This window comes from Pseudomonas sp. LD120, assembly GCF_009861525.1.
Taxonomy (GTDB): Bacteria; Pseudomonadota; Gammaproteobacteria; order Pseudomonadales; family Pseudomonadaceae; genus Aquipseudomonas.
This window is the reverse complement of record NZ_WVHL01000005.1, coordinates 821,887-848,686: the sequence shown is the minus strand read 5'-3', so window position 1 is coordinate 848,686 and position 26,800 is coordinate 821,887. Positions and strand designations below refer to the sequence as shown.

General features: G+C 59.9%; 22 protein-coding genes and 2 tRNA genes. 6 read left to right on the top strand and 18 right to left on the bottom strand.

Going from position 1 to position 26,800, the window contains the following annotated elements:
* Positions 1–10 precede the first annotated feature (10 nt).
* Positions 11–778 carry a 23S rRNA (guanosine(2251)-2'-O)-methyltransferase RlmB gene (gene rlmB / locus PLD_RS18115; RefSeq protein WP_159895102.1) on the bottom strand — a complete coding sequence of 256 codons (768 nt, stop codon included), beginning with the start codon at positions 776–778 and terminating at the stop codon, positions 11–13.
* On the bottom strand, positions 775–3,402 hold the full coding sequence (gene rnr, locus PLD_RS18110; protein WP_159895099.1) for a ribonuclease R: 2,628 nt from the start codon (positions 3,400–3,402) through the stop codon (positions 775–777). Before rnr ends, rlmB begins: the two co-directional genes overlap by 4 nt.
* A 226-nt stretch (positions 3,403–3,628) precedes the next feature.
* On the opposite strand from rnr, the gene PLD_RS18105 reads away from it, so the two are divergent.
* From PLD_RS18105 to PLD_RS18090, 4 genes are all read left to right on the top strand, one after another.
* Positions 3,629–3,715 (top strand) — tRNA-Leu (locus tag PLD_RS18105).
* A gap of 159 nt (positions 3,716–3,874) precedes the next feature.
* Positions 3,875–3,961 (top strand) — tRNA-Leu (locus PLD_RS18100).
* Positions 3,962–4,147: 186 nt separating this feature from the next.
* Positions 4,148–5,161, top strand: coding sequence for an extracellular solute-binding protein (locus PLD_RS18095; RefSeq protein ID WP_159895097.1), 1,014 nt, complete (start codon positions 4,148–4,150; stop codon positions 5,159–5,161).
* Positions 5,161–6,729, top strand: a complete 1,569-nt coding sequence (locus PLD_RS18090) for an iron ABC transporter permease (protein WP_159895095.1) — start codon at positions 5,161–5,163, stop codon at positions 6,727–6,729. Before PLD_RS18095 ends, PLD_RS18090 begins: the two co-directional genes overlap by 1 nt.
* Before the next feature lie 62 nt (positions 6,730–6,791).
* Here the strand turns inward: PLD_RS18090 and PLD_RS18085 are convergent, their stop codons facing one another.
* From PLD_RS18085 to PLD_RS18030, 12 genes are all read right to left on the bottom strand, one after another.
* Positions 6,792–8,726 carry a methyl-accepting chemotaxis protein gene (locus PLD_RS18085; protein ID WP_159895093.1) on the bottom strand — a complete coding sequence of 645 codons (1,935 nt, stop codon included), beginning with the start codon at positions 8,724–8,726 and terminating at the stop codon, positions 6,792–6,794.
* Positions 8,727–8,865: 139 nt separating this feature from the next.
* Entirely contained in the window at positions 8,866–10,158 is a 1,293-nt protein-coding gene (locus PLD_RS18080) for an adenylosuccinate synthase (protein WP_011058943.1), read from the bottom strand.
* Positions 10,159–10,212: 54 nt separating this feature from the next.
* Entirely contained in the window at positions 10,213–11,400 is a 1,188-nt protein-coding gene (locus PLD_RS18075) for an ATP phosphoribosyltransferase regulatory subunit (RefSeq protein WP_159895091.1), read from the bottom strand.
* Between the two features lie 293 nt (positions 11,401–11,693).
* Complete coding sequence (gene hflC / locus PLD_RS18070) at positions 11,694–12,563, bottom strand: protease modulator HflC (protein WP_159895089.1); 870 nt, start codon at positions 12,561–12,563, stop codon at positions 11,694–11,696.
* Positions 12,563–13,741, bottom strand: a complete 1,179-nt coding sequence (gene hflK, locus PLD_RS18065) for an FtsH protease activity modulator HflK (RefSeq protein ID WP_159898166.1) — start codon at positions 13,739–13,741, stop codon at positions 12,563–12,565. Before hflK ends, hflC begins: the two co-directional genes overlap by 1 nt.
* Before the next feature lie 96 nt (positions 13,742–13,837).
* Entirely contained in the window at positions 13,838–15,139 is a 1,302-nt protein-coding gene (gene hflX / locus PLD_RS18060; protein ID WP_159895087.1) for a ribosome rescue GTPase HflX, read from the bottom strand.
* Positions 15,140–15,151: 12 nt separating this feature from the next.
* A complete protein-coding gene (hfq, locus tag PLD_RS18055) occupies positions 15,152–15,412 on the bottom strand; it encodes an RNA chaperone Hfq (RefSeq protein ID WP_007921378.1) in 261 nt (86 codons plus the stop codon).
* Positions 15,413–15,506: 94 nt separating this feature from the next.
* A complete protein-coding gene (miaA, locus tag PLD_RS18050; protein ID WP_159895085.1) occupies positions 15,507–16,478 on the bottom strand; it encodes a tRNA (adenosine(37)-N6)-dimethylallyltransferase MiaA in 972 nt (323 codons plus the stop codon).
* On the bottom strand, positions 16,478–18,388 hold the full coding sequence (gene mutL, locus PLD_RS18045; protein WP_159895083.1) for a DNA mismatch repair endonuclease MutL: 1,911 nt from the start codon (positions 18,386–18,388) through the stop codon (positions 16,478–16,480). Before mutL ends, miaA begins: the two co-directional genes overlap by 1 nt.
* Positions 18,385–19,812: an N-acetylmuramoyl-L-alanine amidase gene (locus PLD_RS18040; protein ID WP_218575864.1), complete on the bottom strand. Its 1,428-nt coding sequence runs from the start codon at positions 19,810–19,812 to the stop codon at positions 18,385–18,387. The genes mutL and PLD_RS18040 overlap by 4 nt, the downstream gene beginning before the upstream one ends.
* Positions 19,813–19,815: 3 nt before the next feature.
* Complete coding sequence (gene tsaE, locus PLD_RS18035; protein ID WP_159895079.1) at positions 19,816–20,286, bottom strand: tRNA (adenosine(37)-N6)-threonylcarbamoyltransferase complex ATPase subunit type 1 TsaE; 471 nt, start codon at positions 20,284–20,286, stop codon at positions 19,816–19,818.
* Positions 20,274–21,134, bottom strand: coding sequence for an NAD(P)H-hydrate dehydratase (locus PLD_RS18030; RefSeq protein ID WP_159895077.1), 861 nt, complete (start codon positions 21,132–21,134; stop codon positions 20,274–20,276). The genes tsaE and PLD_RS18030 overlap by 13 nt, the downstream gene beginning before the upstream one ends.
* Positions 21,135–21,197: 63 nt before the next feature.
* On the opposite strand from PLD_RS18030, the gene queG reads away from it, so the two are divergent.
* Complete coding sequence (queG, locus tag PLD_RS18025) at positions 21,198–22,262, top strand: tRNA epoxyqueuosine(34) reductase QueG (protein ID WP_159895075.1); 1,065 nt, start codon at positions 21,198–21,200, stop codon at positions 22,260–22,262.
* Here the strand turns inward: queG and PLD_RS18020 are convergent.
* On the bottom strand, positions 22,259–22,873 hold the full coding sequence (locus tag PLD_RS18020) for a trimeric intracellular cation channel family protein (RefSeq protein ID WP_178116231.1): 615 nt from the start codon (positions 22,871–22,873) through the stop codon (positions 22,259–22,261). The genes queG and PLD_RS18020 overlap by 4 nt on opposite strands.
* Positions 22,874–22,989: 116 nt before the next feature.
* Positions 22,990–23,532 carry an oligoribonuclease gene (gene orn, locus PLD_RS18015; protein WP_092319071.1) on the bottom strand — a complete coding sequence of 181 codons (543 nt, stop codon included), beginning with the start codon at positions 23,530–23,532 and terminating at the stop codon, positions 22,990–22,992.
* Positions 23,533–23,640: 108 nt separating this feature from the next.
* Between orn and rsgA the strand changes: the two genes are divergently transcribed.
* Positions 23,641–24,672: a small ribosomal subunit biogenesis GTPase RsgA gene (rsgA, locus tag PLD_RS18010; protein ID WP_159895073.1), complete on the top strand. Its 1,032-nt coding sequence runs from the start codon at positions 23,641–23,643 to the stop codon at positions 24,670–24,672.
* Between the two features lie 67 nt (positions 24,673–24,739).
* Here rsgA and motB read toward each other — a convergent pair whose 3' ends face one another.
* Both motB and motA read right to left on the bottom strand, forming a co-directional pair.
* A complete protein-coding gene (motB, locus tag PLD_RS18005) occupies positions 24,740–25,840 on the bottom strand; it encodes a flagellar motor protein MotB (protein ID WP_159895071.1) in 1,101 nt (366 codons plus the stop codon).
* A 3-nt stretch (positions 25,841–25,843) separates the two neighbouring features.
* Positions 25,844–26,695, bottom strand: coding sequence for a flagellar motor stator protein MotA (motA, locus tag PLD_RS18000; RefSeq protein WP_159895069.1), 852 nt, complete (start codon positions 26,693–26,695; stop codon positions 25,844–25,846).
* Between the last annotated feature and the right edge of the window lie 105 nt (positions 26,696–26,800).

The following is a 26,800-nucleotide window of genomic DNA, read 5'->3' as shown; positions in this document are numbered from 1 at the left end:
CAGGTGAGGATCAGGCCTTCTTCGCAACGGCCTTGGCTTTTGCGCCGCGCTGGCGCATGGCTTCGAACAGGCAGACACCCGTGGCCACGGAGACGTTGAGGCTGCTGACGCTGCCGGCCATTGGCAGACGCACCAGATAGTCACAGTGCTCGCGGGTCAGGCGACGCATGCCCTTGCCTTCGGCCCCCATGATGATGATGGTCGGGCCAGTCAGGTCCTGATCGTACAACTCCTGTTCGGCCTCGCCGGCGGTACCGACGATCCACAGGCCACGCTGCTGAAGCTTTTCCAGGGTACGGGCCAAGTTGGTCACCGCTACCAGCGGAATCACCTCGGCGGCGCCGCATGCGACCTTGCGTACGGTTGGCGTCAGAGTCGCCGATTTGTCCTTGGGCACCAGCACTGCCAGGGCGCCGGCCGCATCGGCGGTGCGCAGGCAGGCACCGAGGTTATGCGGGTCGGTCACACCATCCAGCACCAGCAACAGCGGCGCGCCCTCGGTACGATCCAGCAGCTCGTCGAGCATGGCCTCGCCCCATACCTGGCTCGGACTGACTTCCGCCACCACGCCCTGGTGCACGCCCTCAACCCAGGCGTCCATTTCACGACGCTCGGCCTGACCAACCGATACACGGTTCTGGCTGGCAAGTTCCACCAGCACCTGAACCCGCGGATCACTGCGCCCTTCAGCCAACCAGACCTGCTTGACCCGCTTGGGGTGGTGACGCAGCAACGCTTCCACAGCATGCACGCCGTAGATTTTTTCCAACTGACTCATGACTTGGCCTTAGGTTTACGCGCCCCGCCGCTTTTCGCACCGGAAGCGGAGCCCGCCTTGGACGGACCCTTACGATGTTTGCTCGGCTTGGCGGGCTTGTCGCTATCTCTGGCCGGAGCCGGCTTACCGGACTTTCCCCCAGACGCCGCTTTACCACCGCTTTTGGCTTCAGCCAGCAGCGCCTGCTTCATTTCACGACTTTTACGCACTTCGGCATTTTTTGCCGCGGCATCGCTAGGACGATAAGCCTCGACCGCTTTGTCCTTGGCCGAACCACGACGCCCTGACTTGGCCGGCACGGGTTCATCCGCGGCCTTGCCCGCAGGCACATCCGTAGTGCCACGCTTCTTGCGACCAATCGGCGCGTTGATGGTTTTTTCCGCCATCTCGAAATCGATCTTGCGCTCGTCCAGATCGACACGCATGACCCGCACTTCCACGGTATCGCCCAGACGGAAGCTACGACCGGTACGCTCGCCGGCCAGGCGGTGATGCACGGGATCAAAGTGGTAGTAATCACCCGGCAAGGCGGTGACATGCACCAAGCCTTCGACATAGATGTCGGTCAGTTCGACGAATAGGCCGAATCCGGTCACCGCCGTGATCACCCCTGGGAAGGACTCACCCACACGATCCTTCATGAACTCGCACTTGAGCCAGTTCACCACGTCGCGAGTGGCCTCGTCGGCGCGGCGCTCACTCATCGAGCATTGCTCGCCGAGTTGCTCCAGCGTGGCCTCGTCATACGGATAAATACGCGCTTTCGGAATGCTCATCGCCCCGGCGCGCCGCACGTGCGGCGTGTCTTGCTTGGAGTGGATGACACTGCGGATGGCCCGATGAGTCAGCAGGTCAGGGTAACGCCGGATCGGCGAGGTGAAGTGGGTATAGGCTTCGTAATTCAGACCGAAGTGGCCCTGGTTATCGGCGCTGTACACCGCCTGACTCAGGGAGCGCAGCATTACGGTCTGGATCAAGTGGTAATCCGGACGATCCTTGATGGTTTCCAGCAGTGCCTGATAATCCTTCGGCGTCGGACCATCCTTGCCTTTATGCAGCGACAGGCCCAATTCGCCCAGAAAGGCGCGCAGCTTCTCCAGACGCTCCGGCGGCGGGCCATCGTGCACCCGGTACAAGGCCGGAATTTCGTGTTTCTTGAGAAATTCGGCAGTGGCCACGTTGGCCGCTAGCATGCATTCTTCGATCAGCTTATGAGCATCGTTGCGCGTGGTCGGACGAATCTCGGCGATCTTGCGCTCGGAACCGAAGATGATCCGGGTTTCCTGAGTCTCGAAGTCGATGGCGCCACGGGTATGGCGAGCCCCCAGCAGAACCTTGTACAAGGCGTACAACTGCTTCAGATGCGGCAAGACATCACCATACTCACCGCGAAGCTGCTTGGCTTCACTGGTTTTCGGCTGCTCGAGCATGGTGCTGACCTTGTTATAGGTCAGGCGCGCCTTGGAGTGGATCACCGCCTCATAGAACTGGTAATCGGTCATCTCGCCGGATTTGGAAATGGTCATTTCACAAACCATGGCCAAACGATCAACTTTCGGGTTCAGCGAGCACAGACCGTTAGACAGCTGTTCAGGCAGCATCGGGATCACCCGCTCAGGGAAATACACCGAGTTACCACGCACTTGAGCTTCAGCATCCAGGGCCGAACCAATCTTCACATAGCTGGAAACGTCGGCAATCGCCACGTACAGCTTCCAGCCACCGCCGAAGAGGCGCAGCTTGCCCGGCTTGGCTTCGCAGAAAACGGCGTCGTCGAAGTCGCGAGCATCTTCTCCATCGATGGTGACGAACGGCAGATCGCGCAGGTCGATGCGCTTCTCTTTGTCCTTTTCTTCCACTTCCGGCTTGAGCTTGGCGGCTTCTTTGAGCACGGCCTCAGGCCAGACATGGGGAATATCGTAGGTGCGCAGGGCAACGTCGATTTCCATGCCTGGGGCCATGTAGTTACCCACCACCTCCACCACATCGCCTTGTGGCTGGAAGCGCGGCGTTGGCCAGTGAGTGATCTTCACCTCAACGAACTGCCCCACCTTGGCGTTGGCGTTGCGCCCCGGCGTTACCAGCACTTCCTGCTGGATCTTCGGGTTGTCAGCCACCACGAAGCCGATACCGCCTTCTTCGAAATAGCGGCCAACGATGCTTTCGTGGGCACGGGACACCACTTCGACAATCACACCTTCGCGACGACCGCGACGGTCCAGGCCGGATACGCGCGCCAGCGCACGGTCGCCATCAAACACCAGGCGCATTTGTGCCGGGCTCATGAACAAGTCGTCGCTGCCATCGTCCGGCACCAAAAAGCCGAAGCCGTCGCGGTGACCGCTGATGCGCCCGAGAATCAGGTCGAGCTTGTCCACCGGCGCATATGTGCCACGGCGTGTGTAGATCAATTGAGCGTCGCGCTCCATGGCGCGTAGACGGCGGCGCAAGGCTTCAAGCTGGTCTTCTGTGGTCAGACCGAACTCTTCTACCAACTGCTCGCGACTAGCAGGCGAACCCCGATCAGCAAGGTGCTGGAGGATGAGTTCGCGGCTAGGAATAGGGTTTTCGTATTTTTCCGCTTCACGAGCGGCCTCGGGATCGAGGGACTGCCAATCGGCCATTAGATAAATTTCACCTTGTCTATATGCGGGTTAGTTTGGCATACGCGTATTGAAACGGGAAATTTCAGGCTCAGACAACACTGGAAAAATCCTGGCCATCGGCTCAGAGACATCTCACCTACGACCTGCACCCGCTTTTTTTATTTTTTTTGCCGCCAAGGGGTTTACAGTTCAAGAGCGCATACGTATAGTGCGCGCCATCGACAACGGAGACGTTATCGATACTGCCCAGATGGTGAAATTGGTAGACACGCCAGCTTCAGGTGCTGGTGACCGCAAGGTCGTGGAAGTTCGAGTCTTCTTCTGGGCACCAATTCAAACTTGAGAGCCGCGCTTTCAAGTCTCACAAAAACCCGCGAAAGCGGGTTTTTGCGTTCTAAGTGTTTGATTTAATAAAACCAAAACAGGGGTTTACAGATCAAAACGCTCTCCGTATAGTGCGCTCCATCGACACGGTGACGACGTCGATATCGCCCAGATGGTGAAATTGGTAGACACGCCAGCTTCAGGTGCTGGTGACCGCAAGGTCGTGGAAGTTCGAGTCTTCTTCTGGGCACCAATTCAAACTTGAGAGCCACGCTCTCAAGTCTCACAAAAACCCGCGAAAGCGGGTTTTTGCGTTTCTTCCCCTAGCCATTCCACCGCCCCCCCTCGCCTGCAGTCCAACCCGCAAAGCGCACATGAGAAACAATATCGTTTATGATTGTTACAAGTTTTTGCGGCACAACAGTGAGGAAACCTGCGAATGATGTTCAGACATACCCTCCTTCCAACATCCCTTCTCATCACCTTGCTGGGATTGGCCCTGGCATCCCCCCTTACCCAAGCAGCCGACCAAGCCTCTCTGACCCTGTACAACGGCCAACATAAGGAAGTCGGCGATGCCATCGCCAAGGCCTTCGAGGCCAAGACCGGCATCCACGTCAACGTGCGCAAAGGCAGCAGCAATCAACTGGCCAGCCAAATTGTCGAGGAAGGCAACCGCTCCCCCGCCGACGTGATCTACACCGAAGAATCCCCACCCCTGAACAAACTCGGCGAACAAGGCCTGTTAGCACAAACCGACGCCACGACCCTGGCCGTACTACCCAAGGAATATGTGGCCGGCAACGGCACCTGGATCGGCATTACCGCCCGAGTACGGGTGGCCGCCTTCAACCCGAAACTCATCGATGAAAAAGAGCTGCCCACGTCGGTAATGGCGTTCTCCCAGCCCCAATGGCAAGGCAAGGTCGGCTTCGTTCCTACCAGCGGCGCATTTCAGGAACAAGCAGTAGCCATCATCAAACTGCACGGCCTGGACGCCGCCGAAGAATGGCTAACCGGCCTGCGTGCCTTCGGCAAGATCTACAGCAACAACATGGTAGCCCTGAAGGCCGTGGAAAACGGCGAAGTGGCCACGGTGCTGGTGAACAACTACTACTGGTTCGCCCTGCAACGGGAAAAAGGCCAACTGGACTCCAAACTGCATTACTTCACCGGCGGCGATGTCGGCGGACTGATCACTGTCTCCAGCGCCGCAGTGCTCAAATCCAGCAAACACCCAAAAGAAGCCCAGCAATTCCTCGCCTACATGGCCAGCGAGGAAGGCCAGCGGGTCATTACCCAGACCACGGCAGAATATCCACTGCACAAAGGCATGCAGTCGGATCGCGGACTCAAGCCCTTCAGCGAACTTGAAGCCCCGAAAGTGACTCCAGCCGATCTGGGCAATGCCGAGCAAGCTCTGGAACTGGAACGTGACGTCGGCCTGATTTAATGCGCCCATCACTCTCGATTAGCGCCACAGCAGGAGCCGGCTACGCACCGCAGCGCAAGCGACCATCGATCTGGCTGCTGTTTCCGGTCCTGATGCTGGTGTGCCTGAGTCTGCTGCCACTGTTGTACGTCGGGCTCAAGGCCTGGCAAGCAGGCTGGGCTGAAGCCCTGCATCTGCTGTGGCGCCCCTACGTATTGCGCCTGCTGAGCAATACCCTGCTGCTGATGCTCGGGGTCACCCTCGCAAGTGCCGCTATCGGCCTGTCTCTGGCCTGGCTGCTGGAGCGCAGTGATCTACCAGGACGGCGGATCTGGGGCGTCCTGCTGTGCCTGCCATTTGCCGTACCGGCCTTTGTCAGCAGCTTCACTTGGGTGTCCCTAAGTTCAGGATTCGAAGGGTTGGCCGGGGCGATTCTGGTCATGACCTTGTCCAAATATCCGCTGGTGTTCCTACCCGTGGCAGCCACCCTGCGCAATCTCGATCCCTCGCTTGAGGAGTCTGCCCGCACCCTGGGACAGAATCGCTGGGGCGTGTTCTGTAAAATCACTCTGCCCCTGCTCTGGCCCTCATTACTGGCAGGATCGCTGCTGATCGCGCTGCACATGCTGGTGGAGTTCGGCGCGCTGTCCATCATCGGACTGCAAACCTTCACCACGGCGATCTATCAGCAATTCGAACTGGAGTTCAGCAACGCCAATGCCGCAATGCTTTCGGCTGTACTGCTGGCACTGTGCCTGATTTTGCTGGGAGTGGAACTGCGGGCTCGCGGCAAAGCTCGGCACGTGCGCACCGGCCAAGGCGCAGCGCGACAGGCCGAGCAGGTTCGCCTGGGACACTGGACCATCGGCGGACAACTTTACTGCTTGCTACTGACCCTGATCGGCAGCGGCGTCCCCCTGGCAATGCTTGCCTACTGGTTAGCGGTGGGCTCATCGGCCGCCTTCCCTGTCGCCGCCATCAGCGAGGCCCTACTCTCGTCGCTGGCGCTCTCCCTGGGCGGTGCCGCTGCATGCTTGATACTCGCGGTGCCGGTGGGGCTGCTGGTCGTGCGCTACCGGGGGCAACTGGCAATCTGGGCCGAACGCCTGCCCTATTTACTGCACGCCCTACCAGGCTTGGTCATCGCACTGAGCCTGGTGTATTTCGCCCTGCATTACGTACCGGCGCTGTATCAGACCTCAGCCTTACTACTCATTGCATATGCCCTGCTGTTCTTGCCATTGGCGCAAGCGCCAATCCGCACGGCGCTGAACAAAGCCGCGCCGCAGCTGGAGGAAGCCGCAAGAACGCTGGGGGCATCCTCGTTCAGCGCTTTTTGCCGGGTGACCTTGCCGATCATTTTCCCAGCACTGGGCGCAGCTTTCGCCTTGGTGTTTCTGGACGCCATGAAAGAGCTGACCGCCACCTTGCTGCTCAGCCCGACTGGGCTGAGCACTCTGGCCACGGAGGTTTGGGCACATACCGCGAATGTGGAATTTGCAGCCGCAGCACCTTATGCGGCGCTGCTGATTCTGGTGTCGGGACTGCCGGTGTACCTGCTGACGACTCGGATGTACTTGAGCCGCTGAAAACCGCCCCCGACCAAGCGGATCCTACAAGATGACGCAGGACCCAGCTTGCCAATCAAGCGTCAGGCGCGGAACTGCCCGAGACTGGCTTTGAGCTGTGCTGCGAGACTGTCCAGCACCTTGCCGCTAGCCGTGGTCTCGACGACGGCCTGAGCGGCGCGCTCAGCTTGAGCATGGATGGTTTCCACTCGCCCCCGCACGGCTTGCGCTCCCTGCGCCTGATGGGCCGCCGCCTGGGTCGCCAAGCCGATAGCAGCGTGCACCTGCTCCACCGAAGACTGCACCGACTGCTGCAAACGGGCACTGTCGCGCAGCACCAGCAACCCCTCACTGGCCTGACGCCCGGCCTGACCAATGGCCGCCACCGCTTCTCGCGCACCTTGTTGCAAAGCACCAATGTGGGCCTGGATGTCGCCAGTGGAGCTTTGCGTCTTGCTGGCCAGGGCCCGCACCTCATCCGCCACCACGGCAAACCCACGCCCGGTTTCGCCAGCACGTGCCGCTTCAATCGCCGCGTTTAGCGCCAGTAGGTTGGTTTGCTCGGCGATGCCATGGATCACCGTCAGCACCACCTCGATCTGCTCGCTCTGTTGAGCCAACCGCTCGATCACCTTGGCCCCGGTATCCACCTGCCCGGCCAGGGCCTCGATCAGACCACCAACCTGCTCGGAGGTGCGGGTATTTTCGTCGGTGGCCTGGCGAATCTCCACCACCTGCTGTAGCGCGGCCTGCATCGCCTGGCTCTCCGCCTGGGCCTCATCGGCCATTTGCGACAGCGCCCGCAAACTCTCGGCGACTTCGTCGCGCTGCGCCTCAGCCGCCGCATCAGCGCCAGCGTTACGCAAACTCATGGCGCCAATCTCAACCCCGGTCCGCTGCGCCACATCGCCCGCCTCACGCACGATGGGTTGCAACTTATCCACAAAGCGGTTCACTGCCGAAGCCATATCGCCGATCTCGTCATTGCTATTGAGTGGCACCCGCTTAGTCAGATCGCCCTCACCCGCCGCCAAATCGTTGAGCGCCGCAATCAGCAGATGCAACTTGCTCACTACCCGGCGCCCCAACACCACCGCCAGCAACAACAGCAGCGCCAGCCCCACCAACGCCAGACCAATACCAATCTGCCAGCGCAAGGTTGCTGCGGCTTGTTGCACCGTCGTTGCGGTATTGGCCTGCATTTGGGCTGCCGTGGCTTGCGCCGACTCCAGGCGTGAACGCATCGCCGCCGAGCTGTCGGCCGAGGCGCCCTTGAGGCTGTCGCCAACCAACTGATCACTGCTGGCAATCAACGCCCCAAACCGCTGATCCAGCGCAGCAATATCCGTTTCCACCGAAGCCGTAGACACCCCCATCAGCACCTTACCGATTTCCACGCCATTGGGACTGATGGAAGCCTCAAGGTAATACACAGATGGGTCGTTCTTGGCCGCATCCAGAACTTTGTCCAGCGCTCGATCGCCTTTGCCCTTTTCCAGCAAGGCCTTGTTGATCGGGTTCTCGCGGTTTAGATAGCGAGTCAGGTGCTGACCCTCCGCGTCGTTGTAAACCACAAACAACACGTTGGGATTACGCTGAGCGCGCCGCGCGAATTCGGACAGGGTCGGCACATCACTGTCCCACATGGCGCGAGGCGCCACGGAGGCCAGCAACTGCGCCATATCGTTGGCAGAGTCCTTCAAGTCCTTCTCCAGCACCGCACGCAACTGCGCCTGCTCTTCCTTGAGTCGCGAAGACAGGCCAGCGGTGAGGCGCTGACGAGTATTGCTTGACAGGCTTTCGAGACTGGAGCTGACCTCTTTACCCGCCTGCTCAAGCTCGCCAGCCAGTTTCTGGCTGTCAACGCCCAAACGAGAAGCCAGATCGGCCTCAAGGGCGCTCACCGTGCTCCGAGTCAGGGCAACGGCTACCAGCACCTGCACCAAAAGAGCGATACCAAGGGTAACGAACACTGGCCGTAGTAAACGGCTTTGTAACAGTGAGAGAACGGCCGACACAGGAAATCCCTCTACTTTTGACGCCATTATTCTGATGGCACTCTAGAAGTAGATTTCACAGCAAGGGTCGTGCCGCGTAGCGGGTAGAAACGACAAAGGGCCCAATCAAGGGCCCTTTGCTTTTTGCATCAATGGCTTATCAGGCGAACGGATGACGCAGAACGATGGTTTCGTTACGGTCCGGCCCCGTCGAAATAATGTCGATCGGCGCGCCGACCAACTCTTCGATGCGCTTGATGTAGGCCTGGGCGGCGGCAGGCAGCTCTTCCAGGGTCTTGGCGCCCAGGGTCGATTCGCTCCAGCCCGGCATCTGCTCGTACACCGGCTCCAGGCCGATGTAACTGTCAGCGTCGGTCGGCGCGTCGATGACTGCACCATCCTGGTTCTTGTAGCCCACACAGATGTTGATGGTTTCCAGGCCGTCCAGCACGTCCAGCTTGGTCAGGCACAAGCCCGAGATGCTGTTGACGTCGATGGCGCGACGCAGGATCACGGCATCGAACCAACCGCAACGACGGGCACGACCGGTGGTAGCACCGAATTCGTGGCCACGCTTGGCCAGGAAGGCGCCAATGTCGTCAAACAGCTCAGTGGGGAAAGGACCCGAGCCGACGCGAGTGGTGTAGGCCTTGGTGATACCCAGAATGTAATCCAGGTACATCGGGCCCACGCCAGAACCAGTGGCGATGCCACCGGCGGTGGTGTTGGAGCTGGTGACGTACGGGTAAGTACCGTGGTCGATGTCCAGCAGAGAACCCTGGGCACCTTCGAACATGATGTCCTTGCCGGCGCGGCGCAACTGGTGAAGCTCCGCAGTCACGTCGAGCATCATCGGCTTGAGCAGCTCGGCGTATTCCATGCACTCATCCAGAGTCTTCTGAAAGTCGATGGCCGGCTCTTTGTAGTAATTGACCAGGACGAAGTTGTGGTAATCCAGCAACTCACCCAGCTTGGCGGCAAAACGCTCACGGTGGAACAAATCACCGATGCGCAGGCCACGACGTGCAACCTTGTCTTCGTATGCCGGGCCGATACCGCGACCGGTGGTACCGATCTTCTGCTCGCCACGGGCTTTCTCGCGGGCCTGGTCCAGGGCCACGTGATAGGAAAGGATCAGCGGGCAGGAAGGGCTGATGCGCAGACGCTCACGCACGGGCACACCTTTCTCTTCCAGCTTGACGATTTCACGCATCAAGGCATCCGGTGCAACCACTACGCCGTTACCGATCAGGCACTGCACGCCTTCGCGCAGAACGCCGGAGGGAATCAGGTGCAGAACGGTTTTCTCACCGTCGATCACCAGGGTGTGGCCAGCGTTGTGCCCACCTTGGTAGCGGACTACGGCGGCGGCATGTTCGGTCAGCAGATCGACGATCTTGCCTTTGCCCTCATCACCCCACTGGGTGCCCAGGACTACGACATTCTTACCCATAACACTTGTCCTCATTCGCGCAAACTTGGTGCCGGCAGCCGCCGGCAGGAAAACTCAAGAAGCCAGCGGCAATACTTGCCAAAGCCCATTCTGCAGAATCAATTGCCGGTCGCAGTCCGCCTCACGGGCCGCGGCCAGAGGTTGCCCAGGCAGAGCCTGAACGACACGCTGACCCTCACTGCGCAACTGGCAGACGGTCTGCCAGAGTGCTGCGTCAGTGCTGTCCGGCATCCAGATACCACTAGAGGGCAGCTCGACCTCAGCACGCCCCAGGGTTACCAGGGTTTTCAGATCGGTAGAGAAACCTGTCGCTGGACGGGCACGCCCGAAATCCGCACCGATGTCATCGTAACGCCCGCCTTGAGCAATGGATTGACCCACGCCCGGTACGAACACCGCGAACACCACGCCGGTGTGGTAGTGATAGCCGCGCAGTTCGCCCAGGTCGAAATACAACGGCAAGTCCGGGAACCGCATCGACAAGCGCTCAGCGATCGTCAGCAATTCATCCAGCGCCAGCAGCACCGAAGTTGGCGCACCGGCCAGGCGACGGCGAGCATCACCCAGCACCTCGCGGCTGCCGCATAGGTCCACCAGAGACCGCAGCATATCCGCCAGGTCTGCTGGCAAACCTTCGGTCAGGCTGATGACTTCATCGATCGCCTTGCGTTGCAAGGCATCGAACAGTTGTTGCTCCACAGCGCCAGACAGGCCCGCGGCCTGAGCCAGGCCGCGGTAGATACCCACGTGCCCCAGGTCCATGTGCACATCCGGTACATCGGCCAGTTGCAGCATGGCCAGCATCAGGCTGATGACTTCGACATCGCTGCTCGGACTGGCGTCGCCGTACAACTCGGCCCCCAACTGGATGGGGCTGCGCGAGGACGACAAGGCACGCGGCTGCGCATGCAGAACGCTACCGGCGTAGCACAGGCGGTTCGGACCTTCGCGGCGCAGGGTGTGTGCGTCGATACGCGCCACTTGTGGCGTGATGTCGGCGCGAAAACCCATCTGCCGGCCCGACTGCGGGTCGATGACCTTGAAGGTGCGCAGATCCAGATCCTGGCCAGCGCCTGTCAGCAGGGATTCCAGGTATTCGATATGGGGAGTGACGACGAACTCGTAACCCCAACTCTGAAACAGATCCAACACCTGACGACGCGCCACTTCAATGCGCGCCGCTTCCGGCGGCAATACTTCTTCGATGCCATCTGGCAGCAGCCAGCGGTCTACCGTTGCCATTACGCCATTCCCCTATGGTCCGGGCGGCAAGCCTGGGGCCAGCCTTAGAGTGAAGCAGAAAACAGTTGCATCCGGACACGAGCTCAGCCGGACAGGCAGCCAGGAATCAGCTGTACAGACCATTTTCCTCGAAAAATCTCGCCGGGCTCTTGAACGAACCACGGCCTATCAAAGATGCAGACGCAAAAAAGCCGGGAATTTCCCGGCTGCCGCATCATACACCCGTTTTTCCAAAGGATCACCCCGCGAGGCGTTTTAGCCGCCCGGCGGAGTGCCCCAAGGTCAAGGCCGGATCAAGGCTTGGACTTTTCCAGATAGTGGAAAAAGTCGCTGCTTGGGTCCAGAACCAGGACGTCTGATTTGTTGGCGAAGCTTTCACGGTAGGCGCGCAGGCTACGGTAAAACGCGTAGAACTCCTGGTCCTGACCGTAGGCCTTGGCGTAGATCGCCGCCGCCTGGGCATCACCGTCACCGCGAGCCTCTTCAGATTCACGATAGGCTTCAGCCAACAGTACGCGACGCTGACGATCGGCATCGGCACGGATACCTTCCGCCAATTCGTTACCCTTGGCCCGGTGCTCACGCGCCTCACGCTCACGCTCAGTGCTCATGCGCTCAAACACGCTGCGGTTCACTTCCTTCGGCAAGTCGATGGCCTTGACCCGGACATCGACCACTTCGATACCCAGCTCCTTTTCCGCCATCTTGTTCAGCGAAGCCGTGATATCCGCCATCAGCGCATCGCGCTCACCGGAGACCACCTCATGCAGGGTGCGCTTACCAAACTGGTCACGCAGACCCGACTCCAAGCGACGGGAAAGACGCTCATTGGCGATTTGCTTCAGACCGGAAGTCGCGGTGTAGAAACGCTCGGCATCTTTCACCCGCCACTTGGCATAGGCATCGACCATCACGGCTTTCTTTTCCAGGGTCAGGAAGCGCTGCGTCGGTGCATCCAGAGTCATCAAGCGCGCGTCGAACTTCCGCACCTGGTTGACGTAAGGCACTTTCACATGCAAACCGGGCTGGACATCGGCCTGAACCACGCGACCGAACTGCAGCAACACCGCGCGCTCGGTCTGAGTGACGATGTAGAAGCTGTTCCAGGCAACCACCGCCACGACAACGCCCACGATCAGGGCGATCAGCGATTTATTGCTCATCAGCGACTCTCCCTAGAACGCGTCTGCTGCTGTTGCTGCATATGATCAGCCGCCGCACGCGCATTCGCTTCATTGCTGGCCGCAGACGCTGCGCCCGTTACCGGAGCTGCACCGCTACGACCACCGTCGATCATCTTGTCCAGCGGCAGGTAAAGCAGGTTGTTCTGTCCGCCCTTGCTACCTGTCACCAACACCTTGCTGGTATTACTGAAAACTTCCTGCATGGTGTCCAGGTACAGTCGCTGACGGGTCACTTCAGGTGCCTTGCGGTACTCAGCAACCAGCTTGGTAAAGCGATCAGCCTCACCCTTGGCCCGGGATACCACTTCGTCGCGATAACCGTTGGCATCTTCGAGGATACGCTGGGCCTGACCACGGGCTTCCGGAACGACGCCGTTAGCGTAGGTTTCAGCCTGATTGCGCGAGCGCTGCTCGTCTTCACGGGCGCGGATCACATCATCGAAAGCTTCTTGAACTTCACGCGGCGCTGCAGCGCTCTGTACGTTCACCTGGGTCACAGTGATACCGGTGCGGTAGTTGTCGAGGAACCGTTGCAGACGCTCCTTGATCTCACTGGCCATCAGCTCACGACCTTCGGTCAGCACCTGGTCCATCACCGTGGATCCCACCACATGGCGCAAGGCGCTGTCGGTCGCATGCTGCAGACTGATTTCAGGCTGATCGACGTTCAGCACGAAGTCCTGCAGATTGCTGATTTTGTACTGCACGGTCAGTGGCACTTCGACGATATTCTCGTCTTCAGTCAGCATTTGACCCTGCTTGGTGTAGGCACGCTCACGCGTGACGTTCTCCATGTACTTGCGATCGATCGGCGGGAAGTAGATGTTCAGACCCGGGCCGACTGTTTCGTAGTATTTGCCAAAGCGCAGCACCACGGCTTGCTCTTGCTCATCGACTACATAAACCGCGCTGTACAGCCATACGGCTGCCAATACGACAAGGCCAATACCCAGCAAGCCGAAACCACCGCCCTTGCCGGAACTTGAGCCATCGTCACCACGTTTCTTACCACCACCGAACAACCCATTCAGGCTTTCCTGCAGCTTACGGAAGGCCTCGTCGAGATCTGGTGGCCCCTTGCGATCGCCATTATTGCGGCGCTTACCACCCCAAGGGTCCTGATTATTCGAGTTGCCACCCGGCTCATTCCAAGCCATAGCGCTCTCCATCTGATAAAGCAAAGACGCACCCACGGCGCGCCGGCCAATGCTACAGAATGCCTGCTACAGCGGCACAACCGCGTGCTCAGGCTTTTATTGCAAAGTGTGTTGCTCGATGAATTCCGACGGTTGCAAACCTTCGCGACTGACCAATCGGTTCAACTCTGCGCGCGGCAGACGAACCGCAAGTAGACTGACACCTTCTTCATCGTGATCTTCTTTCTGCACTGCATTCAATTGGAAGAACTGTGCACGCAGTCGAGCAAAACGCTGAGGCAAGCGCAAGGTGCCTACGAACAAATCCTCGCCCAGCAGCTCTGCGATAGCCTGCTTGAGCAAATCCAGTCCCTGACCATCACGAGCCGACAACCAGACACGCTGCGGCTTACCGTCCGGATCACGCTGGATCTGAGGCTCTACCCCCTCCAGCAAATCGAGTTTGTTATAGACCTCCAGGATCGGCAAGTCTTGCGCCCCGATCTCACCCAGCACCACCATCACTTGTTCGATTTGAGCCATGCGCTCAGGCTCATGCGCATCGATCACATGAAGCAGCAGGTCCGAGTTGCTCGACTCTTCGAGCGTAGCTCTAAACGCCTCAACCAGCTTGTGCGGCAGATGACGAATAAAGCCCACGGTATCCGCCAGCACGATCGGCCCCAGATCATCAAGTTCCAGTCGGCGCAAGGTTGGGTCGAGGGTGGCGAACAGCTGGTCGGCAGCGAAAACGTCAGACTCGGTGACCGAGTTGAACAATGTGGACTTGCCAGCATTGGTGTAGCCCACCAGCGACACCGAAGGAATATCAGCCCGCTTACGACCACGACGCGCCTGTTCGCGCTGACTGCGAACTTTTTCCAGACGTGCCTTGATCTGCCGCAGACGTACTCGCAGCAGGCGCCGGTCAGTTTCCAACTGGGTTTCACCCGGGCCACGCAGGCCGATGCCGCCTTTCTGGCGCTCAAGGTGAGTCCAGCCACGCACCAATCGCGTGCTCATGTGTTCAAGCTGAGCCAGTTCGACCTGAAGCTTGCCTTCATGAGTGCGCGCGCGCTGAGCAAAGATATCGAGAATCAAACCCGTGCGATCAATCACGCGACACTCGAAGACTCGTTCGAGGTTACGTTCCTGACTGGGCGTGAGGATGTGATTGAAAATCACCAGATCTACCTGTTCGGCTTTGACCAGGTCGCGCAACTCCTCGACCTTGCCACTGCCAACCAGGTATTTGGCGGTTGGCCGATGACGCGGCACGCTAACAAACGCGACGGTCTCGGCGCCGGCCGATAATGCCAGCTCCTGAAACTCCTGCGGATCTTCGCGCGCCTCAGGGTCCTGACCATCCAAGTGAACGAGAATGGCCCGTTCACCACCACCGTGGCGCTCAAAGAACAAAGGAGACTCCTATCAGGCGTTACCTGGCTCAGCGTCACCCTGTTCGGATTCAGATGCGCTAGGCAGACGAATTGGACGAACCGGAACCACTGTCGAGATAGCGTGCTTGTAAACCATTTGACTGACGGTGTTTTTCAGCAGGATGACGAACTGGTCGAAGGACTCGATCGTACCTTGCAGCTTGATCCCGTTAACCAGATAGATGGAAACCCCAACTTTTTCTTTACGCAATGTATTCAAGTAAGGGTCTTGTAGCGAATGCCCTTTTGACATGTGCCGCACTCCTTTAAGGATCAATAATAAAATTTGGAAAAACAGATGACTTAAAGCCGTCACACCCCCAAGGATAGACGGCAATTGCCGGGACTCAGCCCAATATGGAGATCGTCCCTAAGTATTTCAAGGCGCGTGGCAGATTGTCGCAATCGAGGCTGTCCAACCATTGCAGGTCAGCCCAACTGCGTAACCAGGTGAACTGTCGCTTCGCCAATTGGCGCGTGGCAATGATGCCCCGTTCCTGCATTTCGGCTGACGTCAGCTTGCCATCCAGGTAATCCCATACTTGGCGGTAGCCCACTGCACGTATAGACGGCAACCCGGCGTGCAGGTCACGTCTCGAACGCAGAGCTACGACCTCGTCGATGAATCCCTGTTCCAACATTTGTGTGAATCTTTGTGCAATACGCTGGTGCAGTACCTGACGATTCGCCGGAGCGATGGCCAGATTGGCGACAGTATAGGGCAATTGACCGCGTCCCGATGCGCCTGCTTCAGTACTTTGCGCCAATTGACGCTGGCGATGCGCGGTCATTGTCAGGCCACTGACCCGATAGACTTCCAGCGCCCGAGTCAGGCGCTGGGGATCATTGGGGTGGATCCTGGCCGCGGACTCCGGGTCTACTGCTGCCAATTGATCATGAAGCGCCTGCCAACCAAGGCGTAGAGCCTCTTCTTCAAGCTCGGCGCGCACATCAGGGTCCGCCGCAGGCATATCCGCCAGGCCTTCGACCAGCGCCTTGTAATACAGCATGGTGCCGCCCACCAGCAGCGGGATCTTGCCCCTGGCGGTGATATCAGCCATGGCCGCCAGGGCGTCAGTGCGAAAGTCCGCCGCCGAATAGCTGTCGGCGGGGTCGAGAATGTCGATCAAACGATGGGGAAACGCTGCCAGCAGCTCCTTGGAGGGCTTGGCGGTGCCAATATCCATTCCGCGATACACCAGGGCCGAGTCGACACTGATCAGCTCGCAAGGCAACACCTTGGTCAGCTCGATAGCCAGATCAGTTTTGCCCGCAGCGGTCGGGCCCATCAGAAAAATCGCTGGAGGAAGCTGAGTCATCAACGGCCACGCAGAAAGAGTTTGTCCAGATCGTCCAGGCCCAACTGGGTCCAGGTCGGTCGACCGTGATTGCATTGTCCGCTGCGTTCGGTATTTTCCATATCACGCAGCAAGGCATTCATCTCCGGCAGAGCCAAACGCCGGTTGGCACGAATAGCGCCGTGACAGGCCATCGTGCCGAGCAACTCATTCAGATGAGCCTGAATTCGATCGCTGGTGCCGTACTCCATCAAGTCCGCCAGCACATCATGTACCAGCCGATTGGCTTCAGCCTGTTTCAACAGCGCCGGAATCTGCCGGATCGCCAAAGACTCCGGCCCTAAACGCTGAAGTTCAAAGCCCAGGCGCTGGAACCAACCGGCGTGCTCTTCAGCGCAGTCGGCCTCACGCTGACTGACAGCAATTGACTCTGGCACCAGCAGCGGCTGCCCGCTCAGGCCCTCGCTGGCCATCGCCACCTTCAAGCGCTCGTACATGATCCGCTCATGGGCCGCGTGCATATCCACCAGTACCAGGCCCAAGGCGTTTTCCGAGAGGATGTAGATGCCCTTGAGCTGAGCCAAGGCGTAACCCAGCGGCGGAATATCGCCCTGCCCGTCCGGCATGGCCGCGGCGGTTGCCTCAGGCAGAGGCGCAAAAAACTCCCGATAGACCCCCTGCGCCTCAGCCGCTGGCAAGCCGGGCTGTGGCCGCGGGGTGTACTGATATTGATATCCGCTGCCAGCCCCCGACCCTGGCGCACTCAGGTTCGGCTGAGACTGCGTCGGTTCCAGGGTCAGGTTCGCTGCCAGACGCATTTCACCCTGAGGGCCGAACTCCCCGGCTTCAATCCCACTGGGCCGCACGATACCCGCGACCGCCGCTGGCGCTGCCAACTGGTCCTCGGGACGCACATCGCCCAAGGCCCGATGCAACGTGCCATAAAGAAAGTCATGCACCATACGCCCGTCACGGAAGCGCACTTCGTGCTTGGTCGGGTGCACGTTGACGTCAACCACCGAAGGATCGACCTCGAAAAACAACACGAAGGTCGGATGCCGGCCATTGAACAGCACATCGCGATAAGCCTGGCGTACAGCGTGCGCGACCAATTTGTCACGTACCGCACGGCCATTGACGTAGAAGTACTGCAAGTCCGCCTGACTACGGGAGAAGGTTGGCAACCCTACCCAGCCCCACAGATGCAAACCATTGCGCTCAACCTCGATGGGCAGCGCCTGCTCCAGAAACCCCGAACCACAGACCGCCGCCACACGCCGGGCGCGGGCCGCGTCGTCTTTGGCTTCGTGCAGGCTGAGGATGCTCTTGCCGTTGTGGCGTAAATGGAACGCCACATCAAAGCGCGCCAGCGCCAGGCGCTTGATCACTTCTTGCAGGTGATCGAATTCGGTTTTCTCCGCCTTGAGGAACTTGCGCCGGGCCGGGGTATTGAAGAACAGATCGCGCACCTCCACTGAGGTGCCGACCGGGTGCGCCGCCGGCTGCACCCGCGGCGACATGTCACGGCCTTCGGTTTCCACCTGCCACGCCTGATCGGCATCTCGCGTACGGGAAGTCAGGGTCAGGCGCGCCACGGAGCTGATGGAAGCCAGCGCTTCCCCCCGAAACCCCAGGCTCATGACTCGCTCCAGGTCTTCCAGATCACGGATCTTGCTGGTGGCGTGACGCGCCAGGGCCAACGGCAAATCATCGGAGGAAATACCACTGCCGTCATCACGGACCCGGAGCAACTTGACCCCCGCCTGCTCGACATCCACATCAATGCGCTTAGCGCCCGAATCCAGGCTATTTTCCAGCAGTTCCTTGATCACCGAAGCTGGCCGCTCAACCACCTCACCGGCGGCAATCTGGTTAGCCAGTCGTGGGGTGAGCAGCTCGATACGGGCGCGGCTGATTAACGACTCACTCATTCCTTGGCCGCCAATTCTGTGCTGGGGATACTCAGGACCTGCCCCACTTTCAAACCATCGCTTTTCAGATGGTTGATGCTGCGCAGCGCCGCCGTCGAGACCTGGTAGCGCACCGCGATCATGGCCAGCGTTTCCCCAGGATTAACCCGATGATCACGCGGCCCTTGGGCGATTTTTCCGGAATCTCGCAGCCAGGCGATGTAAGTGCCAGGGGGTGGGTTTTGCTGAAAGAACTGCCGCACGCCGCTGCTGATTGAGCGAGCCAGCGCTTGTTGGTGACTGGCGGTAGCCAGCTTTGAGGCTTCTTTGGAGTTGGAGATAAAACCGGTTTCCACCAGGATTGACGGAATATCCGGCGACTTGAGCACCATGAACCCGGCCTGCTCGACTCGCTGCTTGTGCAGCGGTGTGACTCGGCCAATGTTGTTCAAAACTTTTTGCCCGACATTCAAGCTGGACGTCAGGGACGCCGTCATCGACAGATCCAGCAACACCCCGGCCAGCATCCGGTCTTTGTCATCGAGACTGACGTTACCAGCCCCCCCGATCAGGTCGGAACGGTTTTCACTGTCCGCCAGCCAACGGGCGGTTTCGGAAGTAGCACCACGCTCGGACAAGGCAAATACCGAAGCCCCGAAAGCGGCAGCCGAAGGAGCAGCATCGGCGTGGATCGAGACGAACAGGTCGGCCCCTTTCTTGCGAGCAATTTCGGTACGCCCGCGTAAGGGAATAAAGTAGTCGCCGGTGCGGGTCAGTTCGGCACGGAAGCCCTTGAGGCCATTGACCTGGCGCTGCAGCTCGCGGGCGATAGCCAGCACTACGTCTTTCTCGTGCTGGCCACGGGAGCCGGAAGCCCCCGGGTCCTCACCGCCATGACCGGCATCGATCACCACGATAATGTCGCGCTTGCCCGCAGGCGAAGGTGGCAGTTTGATTGCCGGTTTTACGGGAGTCACCGGCACCGCCGGGACCGTTGCCACAGTGGGCCCCGGAGCGGTTGGCGGCGCGGCGTCGGCCGGGTTATCGAACAGGTCGACCACCAAGCGATTGCCGTACTGAGCGTTGGGCGTCAGGGTAAAGCTTTTCGGCGTGACGGCTTTCTTCAGATCGACGACCACCCGCAGATCACTGGGGGTCCGTTGCGCGGACCGCATCGCAGTAATCGGCGTATTGGCCGTGGCGACGTTCAACGAACCGCTGAGGGTCGCGTCGCTGATATCGATCACCAGGCGATCCGGGGCCGTCAGGGTAAAGACGCTGTGCTGAACCGGGCCGGACAGATCAAAGACCAGTCGCGTGTTATCCGGTGCCCGCCACAAGCGCACGCTGCGAACCTGTGCAGCGGCCACAGCATCGACGGCCAATGCCGTAAGCAACAGTCCTACGACAGCAACCAACGCGCGAATGCGCATACCTAACCCCATCAATTATTTGAATTCCAACGCCAAAGCGGCACACCAGGACTCGCCTCGCGAGCCTTGAGACAACAGGTGTACAGAACGCCCATCGTGATGCGGAGTAATGGTAATGGTCAGGTCGGGCTTTGGCAAAAAGCCCGCACCTCGCTGAGGCCACTCCAGAAGGCACAATGCATCGCCTTCGAAATAGTCGCGAATGCCCAGAAACTCCAGCTCTTCCGGATCAACCAGACGATACAGATCGAAGTGAAAGGCCCTTATCGAGCCTATTTCGTATGGCTCTACCAGGGTAAAGGTCGGACTCTTCACCGCGCCGGCGTGCCCCAACCCCCGGATAATCCCTCGGGACAGCGTGGTTTTGCCCGCTCCCAGGTCGCCCTCAAGAAAAATCACCCCGACACCCTGGGTGACCCGAGCAATACGCGCACCAAATTCCACCATGGCCTGCTCGTCGGCCAGATAAAGGGTTAACTCAGACACGGTGACTGCTCCTCCAGCAACTGACGAATGGCTGGAATCAGATCACTGGCCGCCAGCCCACGGCCCATGCTTCCTTGTCGCTCGCCGGCGCTGGCGTGCAACCAAACCGCCAGGCAAGCCGCATCGAATGCCGGCACCCCCTGCGCCAGCAACGCACCAATCAACCCCGCAAGCACATCCCCCTGCCCCGCAGTGGCCATTGCCGGATGCCCGCCATCACAGCGCGCCAGGCGCCCGTCGGGACTGGCAATCAAACTGCCGGCGCCTTTGAGAACGGCTATCGCCGCGTATTTTTCACTCAAGGCACGAGCGGCTGCCGGACGATCGCCCTGAATCTCGGCAACAGGGACCCCCAGCAAACGGGCTGCCTCGCCGGGATGGGGCGTGATCACAGTGGCGGCAGGCAACCGCAGGTCGCCCTGAGCCAGTAGATTCAGGGCATCAGCGTCCCACACCTGAGGCAAAGGCGCGCTGGCCGCCGCCGACAGCAGACTACGCCCCCATGCCCCCTGGCCCAGACCGGGGCCGACCACTACCACCGTGGCCCGCCCCAGCAGGCCCATCAGTTGATTGGCCGAATGGGTGCCCTGGGTCATGACTTCCGGCAAGCGGGCAGCGGCTGCAGCCACGTGTTCGCCGCGCGTCGCCAGGGACACCAGCCCAGCGCCACTGCGCAAGGCACTTTCTGCACTCAACAACGCGGCCCCGGCGAAACCCCGGTCGCCACCAATCAGCAACAGGTGACCGAACTGGCCTTTATGGGCATCCTGCGGCCGTGCACTCAGGCGCGGCAACTGGCCAGCGCGCAGCAACTGAATGTCAGGTAAAGAGTGTTTTGTCTGCGGCATGCGTCTTAGGGCTCCGATGTCTGGCAGAATTATACGCACCTCAGCTCCGGTTTCTCTCGCCTCATGCCCGCTATTACCCAGGATCTTCCCGCTCTCGCCCAATCGATCAAGAACTGGGGCCGCGAACTGGGCTTTCAACAAGTTGGTATCAGCGGCTTGGACCTGGCCGAGCATGAGCAGCACCTGGAGCGCTGGCTCGCCGCCGGCTACCACGGCGAGATGGACTACATGGGGGCCCACGGCAGCAAGCGCTCCCATCCCGAACAACTGGTGCCCGGCACCCTGCGGGTGGTTTCGCTGCGCATGGACTACCTGCCCGGCGACACCCAAATGGCCCAGCGTCTGGCCGAGCCGTCCAAAGCCTATGTCTCGCGCTACGCACTGGGGCGCGACTATCACAAATTGATCCGCAAACGCGTACAACGACTGGCTGAGCGCATCCAACAGGCCATCGGCCCCTTTGGCTACCGCGCCTTCGTCGATAGCGCCCCGGTATTGGAAAAAGCCATCGCCGAACAGGCCGGGCTCGGCTGGATTGGCAAGAACACTCTGGTGCTCAATCGCAAGGCTGGCAGCTACTTCTTCCTCAGCGAGCTGTTCGTCGACCTGCCGCTGCCAGTGGACGCCCCCCATGCCACCGAACACTGCGGACGCTGCACCGCGTGCCTGGACATCTGCCCAACCAATGCGTTCGTCGGCCCTTACGTACTGGATGCGCGACGCTGCATCTCGTACCTGACCATCGAATTGAAAAACGCCATCCCCGAAGACCTGCGGCCACTGATCGGCAACCGGGTGTTCGGCTGCGACGATTGTCAAATTATCTGTCCCTGGAATCGCTTCGCCCGGCCCTCGGCAGAAGGCGACTTCAAGCCCCGGCACAACCTGGACAATGCCGAGCTGGCGGAGCTGTTCCTGTGGGACGAAGATCGGTTCCTCAGCAACACCGAAGGCTCCCCCCTACGTCGTGCGGGGTACGAACGCTGGCTGCGCAATCTGGCAGTGGGCCTGGGTAACGCACCCTCGAGCATTCCGGTACTGGAAGCCCTCAAGGCCCGCGAGAATGACCCCTCGGAACTGGTGCGCGAGCACGTGCGGTGGGCCCTGGCCCAGCACGCCAGCCGTTAGTGTTCGTCGTTATAGACGAACTTGGGCATTTCCCAGTGAAAGCGGATAGCCAGCAGGCGTAGCAAGAAGCCGCCAAACAGGGTGACCAGAATCGACTGTTCGCTGGGCAACTGCAGGTAGATGCACAGCATGTAACACCAGGCGGCGGCGAAGGAGACGCTGGCATACAGTTCACGACGGAAGATCAGCGGAATGTCGTTGCAGAAGATATCCCGGAGGATGCCGCCAAAGACCCCGGTAATCACCCCACTGACCGAAGCCACTAGCATGCCATGGCCCATTTCCAGGGCGGTCATGCAGCCGATCAGGGTAAAGGCCACCAGTCCTACAGCGTCGAGTACCAGAAACAGCGAACGCAGATGGCGCATCAAGGGCGCGATAAAGATCGTCACCAGAGCCGCGACCGAAGTCAGCACCAGATATTCCGGGTGCTTGACCCAGGTGAGCGGATAGTGACCCAGCAACATGTCGCGGACCGAGCCGCCGCCCAATGCGGTGACGCAGGCGATCAGCACCACCCCAAACCAGTCCATGCCGCGACGGCCGGCAGACAGGGCGCCGGTCATGGCCTCGGCGGTAATGGCAATCAGATAAAGCATCAACAGCATGATGGCGGTCCTTACGAGAAGGCGCGCAGTCTACTCAGTTGAAGCGGGCACCAAAAGAGGGCAGCAACGGGCGCGGTGATTCCGTCGCGCCCTCTCGCCGACAAGCCGGCAGCGATGGATCAGAACTTGATGAAGTGCTTGCGGTAGTGCTGCAGCTCGGCAATGGACTCGCGAATGTCGTCCAGGGCCAAGTGGGTGCTGCCCTTCTTGAAGCTGTCACGCACATCGGGCGCCCAACGAGCAGCCAGCTCCTTCAGGGTCGAGACATCCAGGTTGCGATAGTGGAAGTAACTCTCCAGGGTTTTCATGTGGCGATAGAGGAAGCGTCGGTCCTGGCAGATGCTGTTACCACAGATCGGCGACTTGCCCTTGGGCACCCACTGCTCCAGGAAAGCAATGGTCTGGGCTTCAGCTTCGGCCATGCTGATGCGGCTTTCACGCACGCGCTGGGTCAGGCCGGAACCGCCATGCTGGCGGGTGTTCCACTCGTCCATGCCTGCCAGAATCTCGTCGCTCTGGTGAATGGCAATAACCGGTCCTTCTGCCAAGGTGTTGAGGTTGCTGTCGGTGACAATGGTCGCCATCTCGATGATGACGTCGGTGTCAGGGTTCAGACCGGTCATTTCCAGGTCGATCCAAATCAGGTTCTGTGGGTTTTGCATGGGTGGGCTCCTCGGCGTAGTTGCGCAGTTTAGCCTAGAGGGCCTGCCCGGCGTGCTAAACTCGCGGCCGTTTTACCCAACCGCCGTAATTATCGACACGGAACACCAATGGCCAAACGCCAGCTCAATCGTCGCCAAAACTGGCGCATCGAAAAGATTCAGGGTGAGCGCGCTGCCCGCGCCGCCAAACGCGAGTCTTCCGCCGTAGAGGCGCTAGAAGGGGGCGACCTGGGCCCCGAACAAACGGGCCTGGTCATCGCTCACTTCGGCGTGCAAGTCGAGGTCGAGGCCCGCGAAGGCGAACTGGCCGGCCAGGTGTTCCGCTGCTACTTGCGCGCCAATCTGCCAGCCCTGGTGACCGGCGACCAGGTGGTCTGGCGCGCCGGCAATCAAGGCATCGGGGTGATCGTCGCGCAACTGCCGCGCAGTACCGAGCTATGCCGCCCGGACAGCCGCGGTCAGCTCAAACCGGTGGCTGCCAACGTCGACATGATCGTGATCGTGTTCGCGCCCATGCCAGAACCCCACGCCAACCTCATCGACCGCTACCTGGTGGCTGCCGAGCACGCCGGCATTCGCCCGCTACTGCTACTGAACAAGGCCGATCTGATCGACGAACAGAACGCCCCGGCGCTCAACGCCTTGCTGATGGTCTATCGCCAGCTGGGTTATCCGCTGCTGGAAGTCTCGGCGCACCACGGCGACGGTATGGAGCAACTGCAAGCCCTACTGGACGGGCGCATCAGTGTGTTTGTGGGTCAGTCAGGGGTGGGTAAGTCGTCCCTGGTCAACAGCCTACTGCCGGAAGTCGAAACCCGGGTCGGGCCGTTGTCGGAGTTTTCCGGACAGGGCACCCATACCACCACCACCGCGCGCCTGTTCCACTTCCCCGGCGGCGGCGAGCTGATCGATTCCCCCGGCATTCGAGAATTCGGCCTGGGCCATGTCAGCCGGGCCGATGTCGAAGCCGGTTTCATCGAATTCAACGACCTGCTAGGCACCTGCCGCTTCCGCGACTGCAAACATGATCGCGAACCAGGCTGCGCACTGCTCAAGGCCCTGGAGGACGGGCGCATCCAGCAACAACGGATGAACAGCTACCGCTCGATCCTCGCCAGTCTGCCCGATAGCAGCTACTAAAGCCTATCGCTGAAAAGCTGACAGCGTAGAAACAACAAGGCCGCGATCTTCGCGGCCTTGTTGTTTGTCACCTGACGTTTCCTGGTGCCACCGGCTGTGGGGCCGGTGCAGCTGGAGCCGGAGCCGGTTTGGGCCCCTGGGCAGCAGCCCCCTGCTCATCCATCTTCAATACGCCATCTTCGAAGATATTCATGCGCTGGCGCACCTCATGGGCGGGCAGCGGTTCGCTGCCCGGCGGCAAGGCATTCGGGTCAGCCGCCGCGCCCGGCACCTCACCTGGCGCACCGTCACCCTGGCTGGGCGCCGGAGCGCTCGGATCAGTCTGTTCACCTTCAATGGAGCGCTGTGCCTTGCGGGTCAGCACCACGATATCGATCCGCCGGTTGACCGGATTGAACGGATCCTTGCGATCGAACAGTGCCGACGAGGCGAAACCTACCACCCGCGCCACTTGCGGATCAGGATACCCACCGGCCACCAGCGCCCGACGCGCAGCGTTGGCACGGTTGGCGGACAGCTCCCAGTTGCCGAAGTCGCCGCCACCCGAATAGGGCTTGGCATCGGTATGACCGCTGATACTGATCTTGTTCGGTACCGCCTTGATGGTGTCGGCCATGGCCAACAGGATGTCTTCGAAGTACGGCTTCAAGCGCGCACTGCCGGAGTCGAACATCGGCCGATTCTCGGCATCCATGATCTGAATCCGCAGGCCATCCGGAGTGATTTCGAACAGGATCTGGTCCTTGAACTTCTGCAGCTCCGGATTCTCTTCGACTTTGTTCTGCAGCTCTTGCAACAGCAATTCAAGCCGCTGACGCTCGACCTGCTCGGCCATGCCTTCTACCTGATCAGTATCCACGGTGACCTTATCGGGCTGCGGCTGTGACTTGATCTCGGGGTTGAGGGTGGTATCTGGCGCCAACTCAGGGGAGCCGCCCAGGTCAATGATGTAGGGCGTACCACTTTCCGAGAAGCCGATGGGGTCCTTGAAGTAACCGGCGATGGCGATTTTCTGTTCCGGGGTTGCCGTGGACAAAAGCCACAGCACCAGGAAGAACGCCATCATCGCTGTGGCGAAGTCAGCGAAAGCGATTTTCCAAGCGCCCCCGTGATGCCCACCCGCAAAGCGCTTGACGCGCTTGATGATAATCGGCTGATTATTTTCCATGGCTTAGCGACCGCGAACCGCTTGTTCCAGCTCGGCGAAGCTAGGACGGTGCGCCGGGTACAGCACTTTACGTCCGAACTCCACGGCCAGCGATGGCGGCACGCCGGAAGCAGAAGCCACCAACGACGCTTTGATGGCCTCGTAGACGTTCAACTCTTCCTTCGCATCGTGCGCCAGGGAAGTGGCCAGCGGACCAAAGAAACCGTAGGCCGCGAGGATACCGAAGAAGGTCCCCACCAAGGCTGCACCTACGTGCAGGCCAATGGAAGCCTGGTCGCCATCTCCCAGGGACGCCATCGTCACCACGATCCCCAGTACCGCTGCCACGATACCGAAACCGGGCATGCCATCGGCGATCCCGGTGACGGCATGGGAGGGATGCTCAAGGTCTTCCTTGAGACTGAACAGCTCCATGTCGAACAACCCTTCCAACTCGTGAGGAGCCATATTGCCGGAGGACATGATGCGCAGGTAGTCGCAGACAAAAGCGGTCATGCGCTCATCTTTGAGCACCGCAGGATACTTGGCGAAAATCGGACTGGCCGCTGCGTCCTCAATGTCACCCTCAATGGCCATCATGCCTTCGCGACGACTTTTGTTGAGGATCTCGTAGATCAGGCCCAGTACTTCCAAATAGAAGGTGTGAGTGAAGCGCGAACCGAACATACCCAACGACTTCTTGATGACATGCATCGTCATATAGCCGGGGTTGGCTTGAAGGAATGCACCGAAAGCCGCACCGCCAATGATCAAAACCTCGAAAGGTTGGATCAGTGCGGCGATTTTACCGTGAGAGAGTACGTATCCGCCGAGCACGCTCGCGAATACGACGATGATGCCGATTATTTTAGCCATAGGTAGGAGAGTACTTATTGAGTCGGGTTCAAGGTCATATTCGGAAGTTCTTAAAACTCTTCTTCTACTTATCGGCAAAACTGCGCCAGACTATAGCCAGTTAAG

Excerpts from the sequence above, each read along its gene's own strand:
- hflC (WP_159895089.1), bottom strand. The coding sequence starts at position 12,563 with ATGAGCAATAAATCGCTGATCGCCCTGATCGTGGGCGTTGTCGTGGCG.
- PLD_RS18090 (WP_159895095.1), top strand. The coding sequence starts at position 5,161 with ATGCGCCCATCACTCTCGATTAGCGCCACAGCAGGAGCCGGCTACGCA.
- rsgA (WP_159895073.1), top strand. The coding sequence starts at position 23,641 with ATGGCCAAACGCCAGCTCAATCGTCGCCAAAACTGGCGCATCGAAAAG.
- hfq (WP_007921378.1), bottom strand. The coding sequence starts at position 15,412 with ATGTCAAAAGGGCATTCGCTACAAGACCCTTACTTGAATACATTGCGT.
- PLD_RS18030 (WP_159895077.1), bottom strand. The coding sequence starts at position 21,134 with ATGCCGCAGACAAAACACTCTTTACCTGACATTCAGTTGCTGCGCGCT.
- PLD_RS18040 (WP_218575864.1), bottom strand. The coding sequence starts at position 19,812 with ATGGGGTTAGGTATGCGCATTCGCGCGTTGGTTGCTGTCGTAGGACTG.
- motB (WP_159895071.1), bottom strand. The coding sequence starts at position 25,840 with ATGGAAAATAATCAGCCGATTATCATCAAGCGCGTCAAGCGCTTTGCG.
- mutL (WP_159895083.1), bottom strand. The coding sequence starts at position 18,388 with ATGAGTGAGTCGTTAATCAGCCGCGCCCGTATCGAGCTGCTCACCCCA.
- orn (WP_092319071.1), bottom strand. The coding sequence starts at position 23,532 with ATGCAAAACCCACAGAACCTGATTTGGATCGACCTGGAAATGACCGGT.
- queG (WP_159895075.1), top strand. The coding sequence starts at position 21,198 with ATGCCCGCTATTACCCAGGATCTTCCCGCTCTCGCCCAATCGATCAAG.
- miaA (WP_159895085.1), bottom strand. The coding sequence starts at position 16,478 with ATGACTCAGCTTCCTCCAGCGATTTTTCTGATGGGCCCGACCGCTGCG.
- PLD_RS18095 (WP_159895097.1), top strand. The coding sequence starts at position 4,148 with ATGATGTTCAGACATACCCTCCTTCCAACATCCCTTCTCATCACCTTG.
- hflK (WP_159898166.1), bottom strand. The coding sequence starts at position 13,741 with ATGGCTTGGAATGAGCCGGGTGGCAACTCGAATAATCAGGACCCTTGG.
- PLD_RS18080 (WP_011058943.1), bottom strand. The coding sequence starts at position 10,158 with ATGGGTAAGAATGTCGTAGTCCTGGGCACCCAGTGGGGTGATGAGGGC.
- rlmB (WP_159895102.1), bottom strand. The coding sequence starts at position 778 with ATGAGTCAGTTGGAAAAAATCTACGGCGTGCATGCTGTGGAAGCGTTG.
- PLD_RS18075 (WP_159895091.1), bottom strand. The coding sequence starts at position 11,400 with ATGGCAACGGTAGACCGCTGGCTGCTGCCAGATGGCATCGAAGAAGTA.
- motA (WP_159895069.1), bottom strand. The coding sequence starts at position 26,695 with ATGGCTAAAATAATCGGCATCATCGTCGTATTCGCGAGCGTGCTCGGC.
- rnr (WP_159895099.1), bottom strand. The coding sequence starts at position 3,402 with ATGGCCGATTGGCAGTCCCTCGATCCCGAGGCCGCTCGTGAAGCGGAA.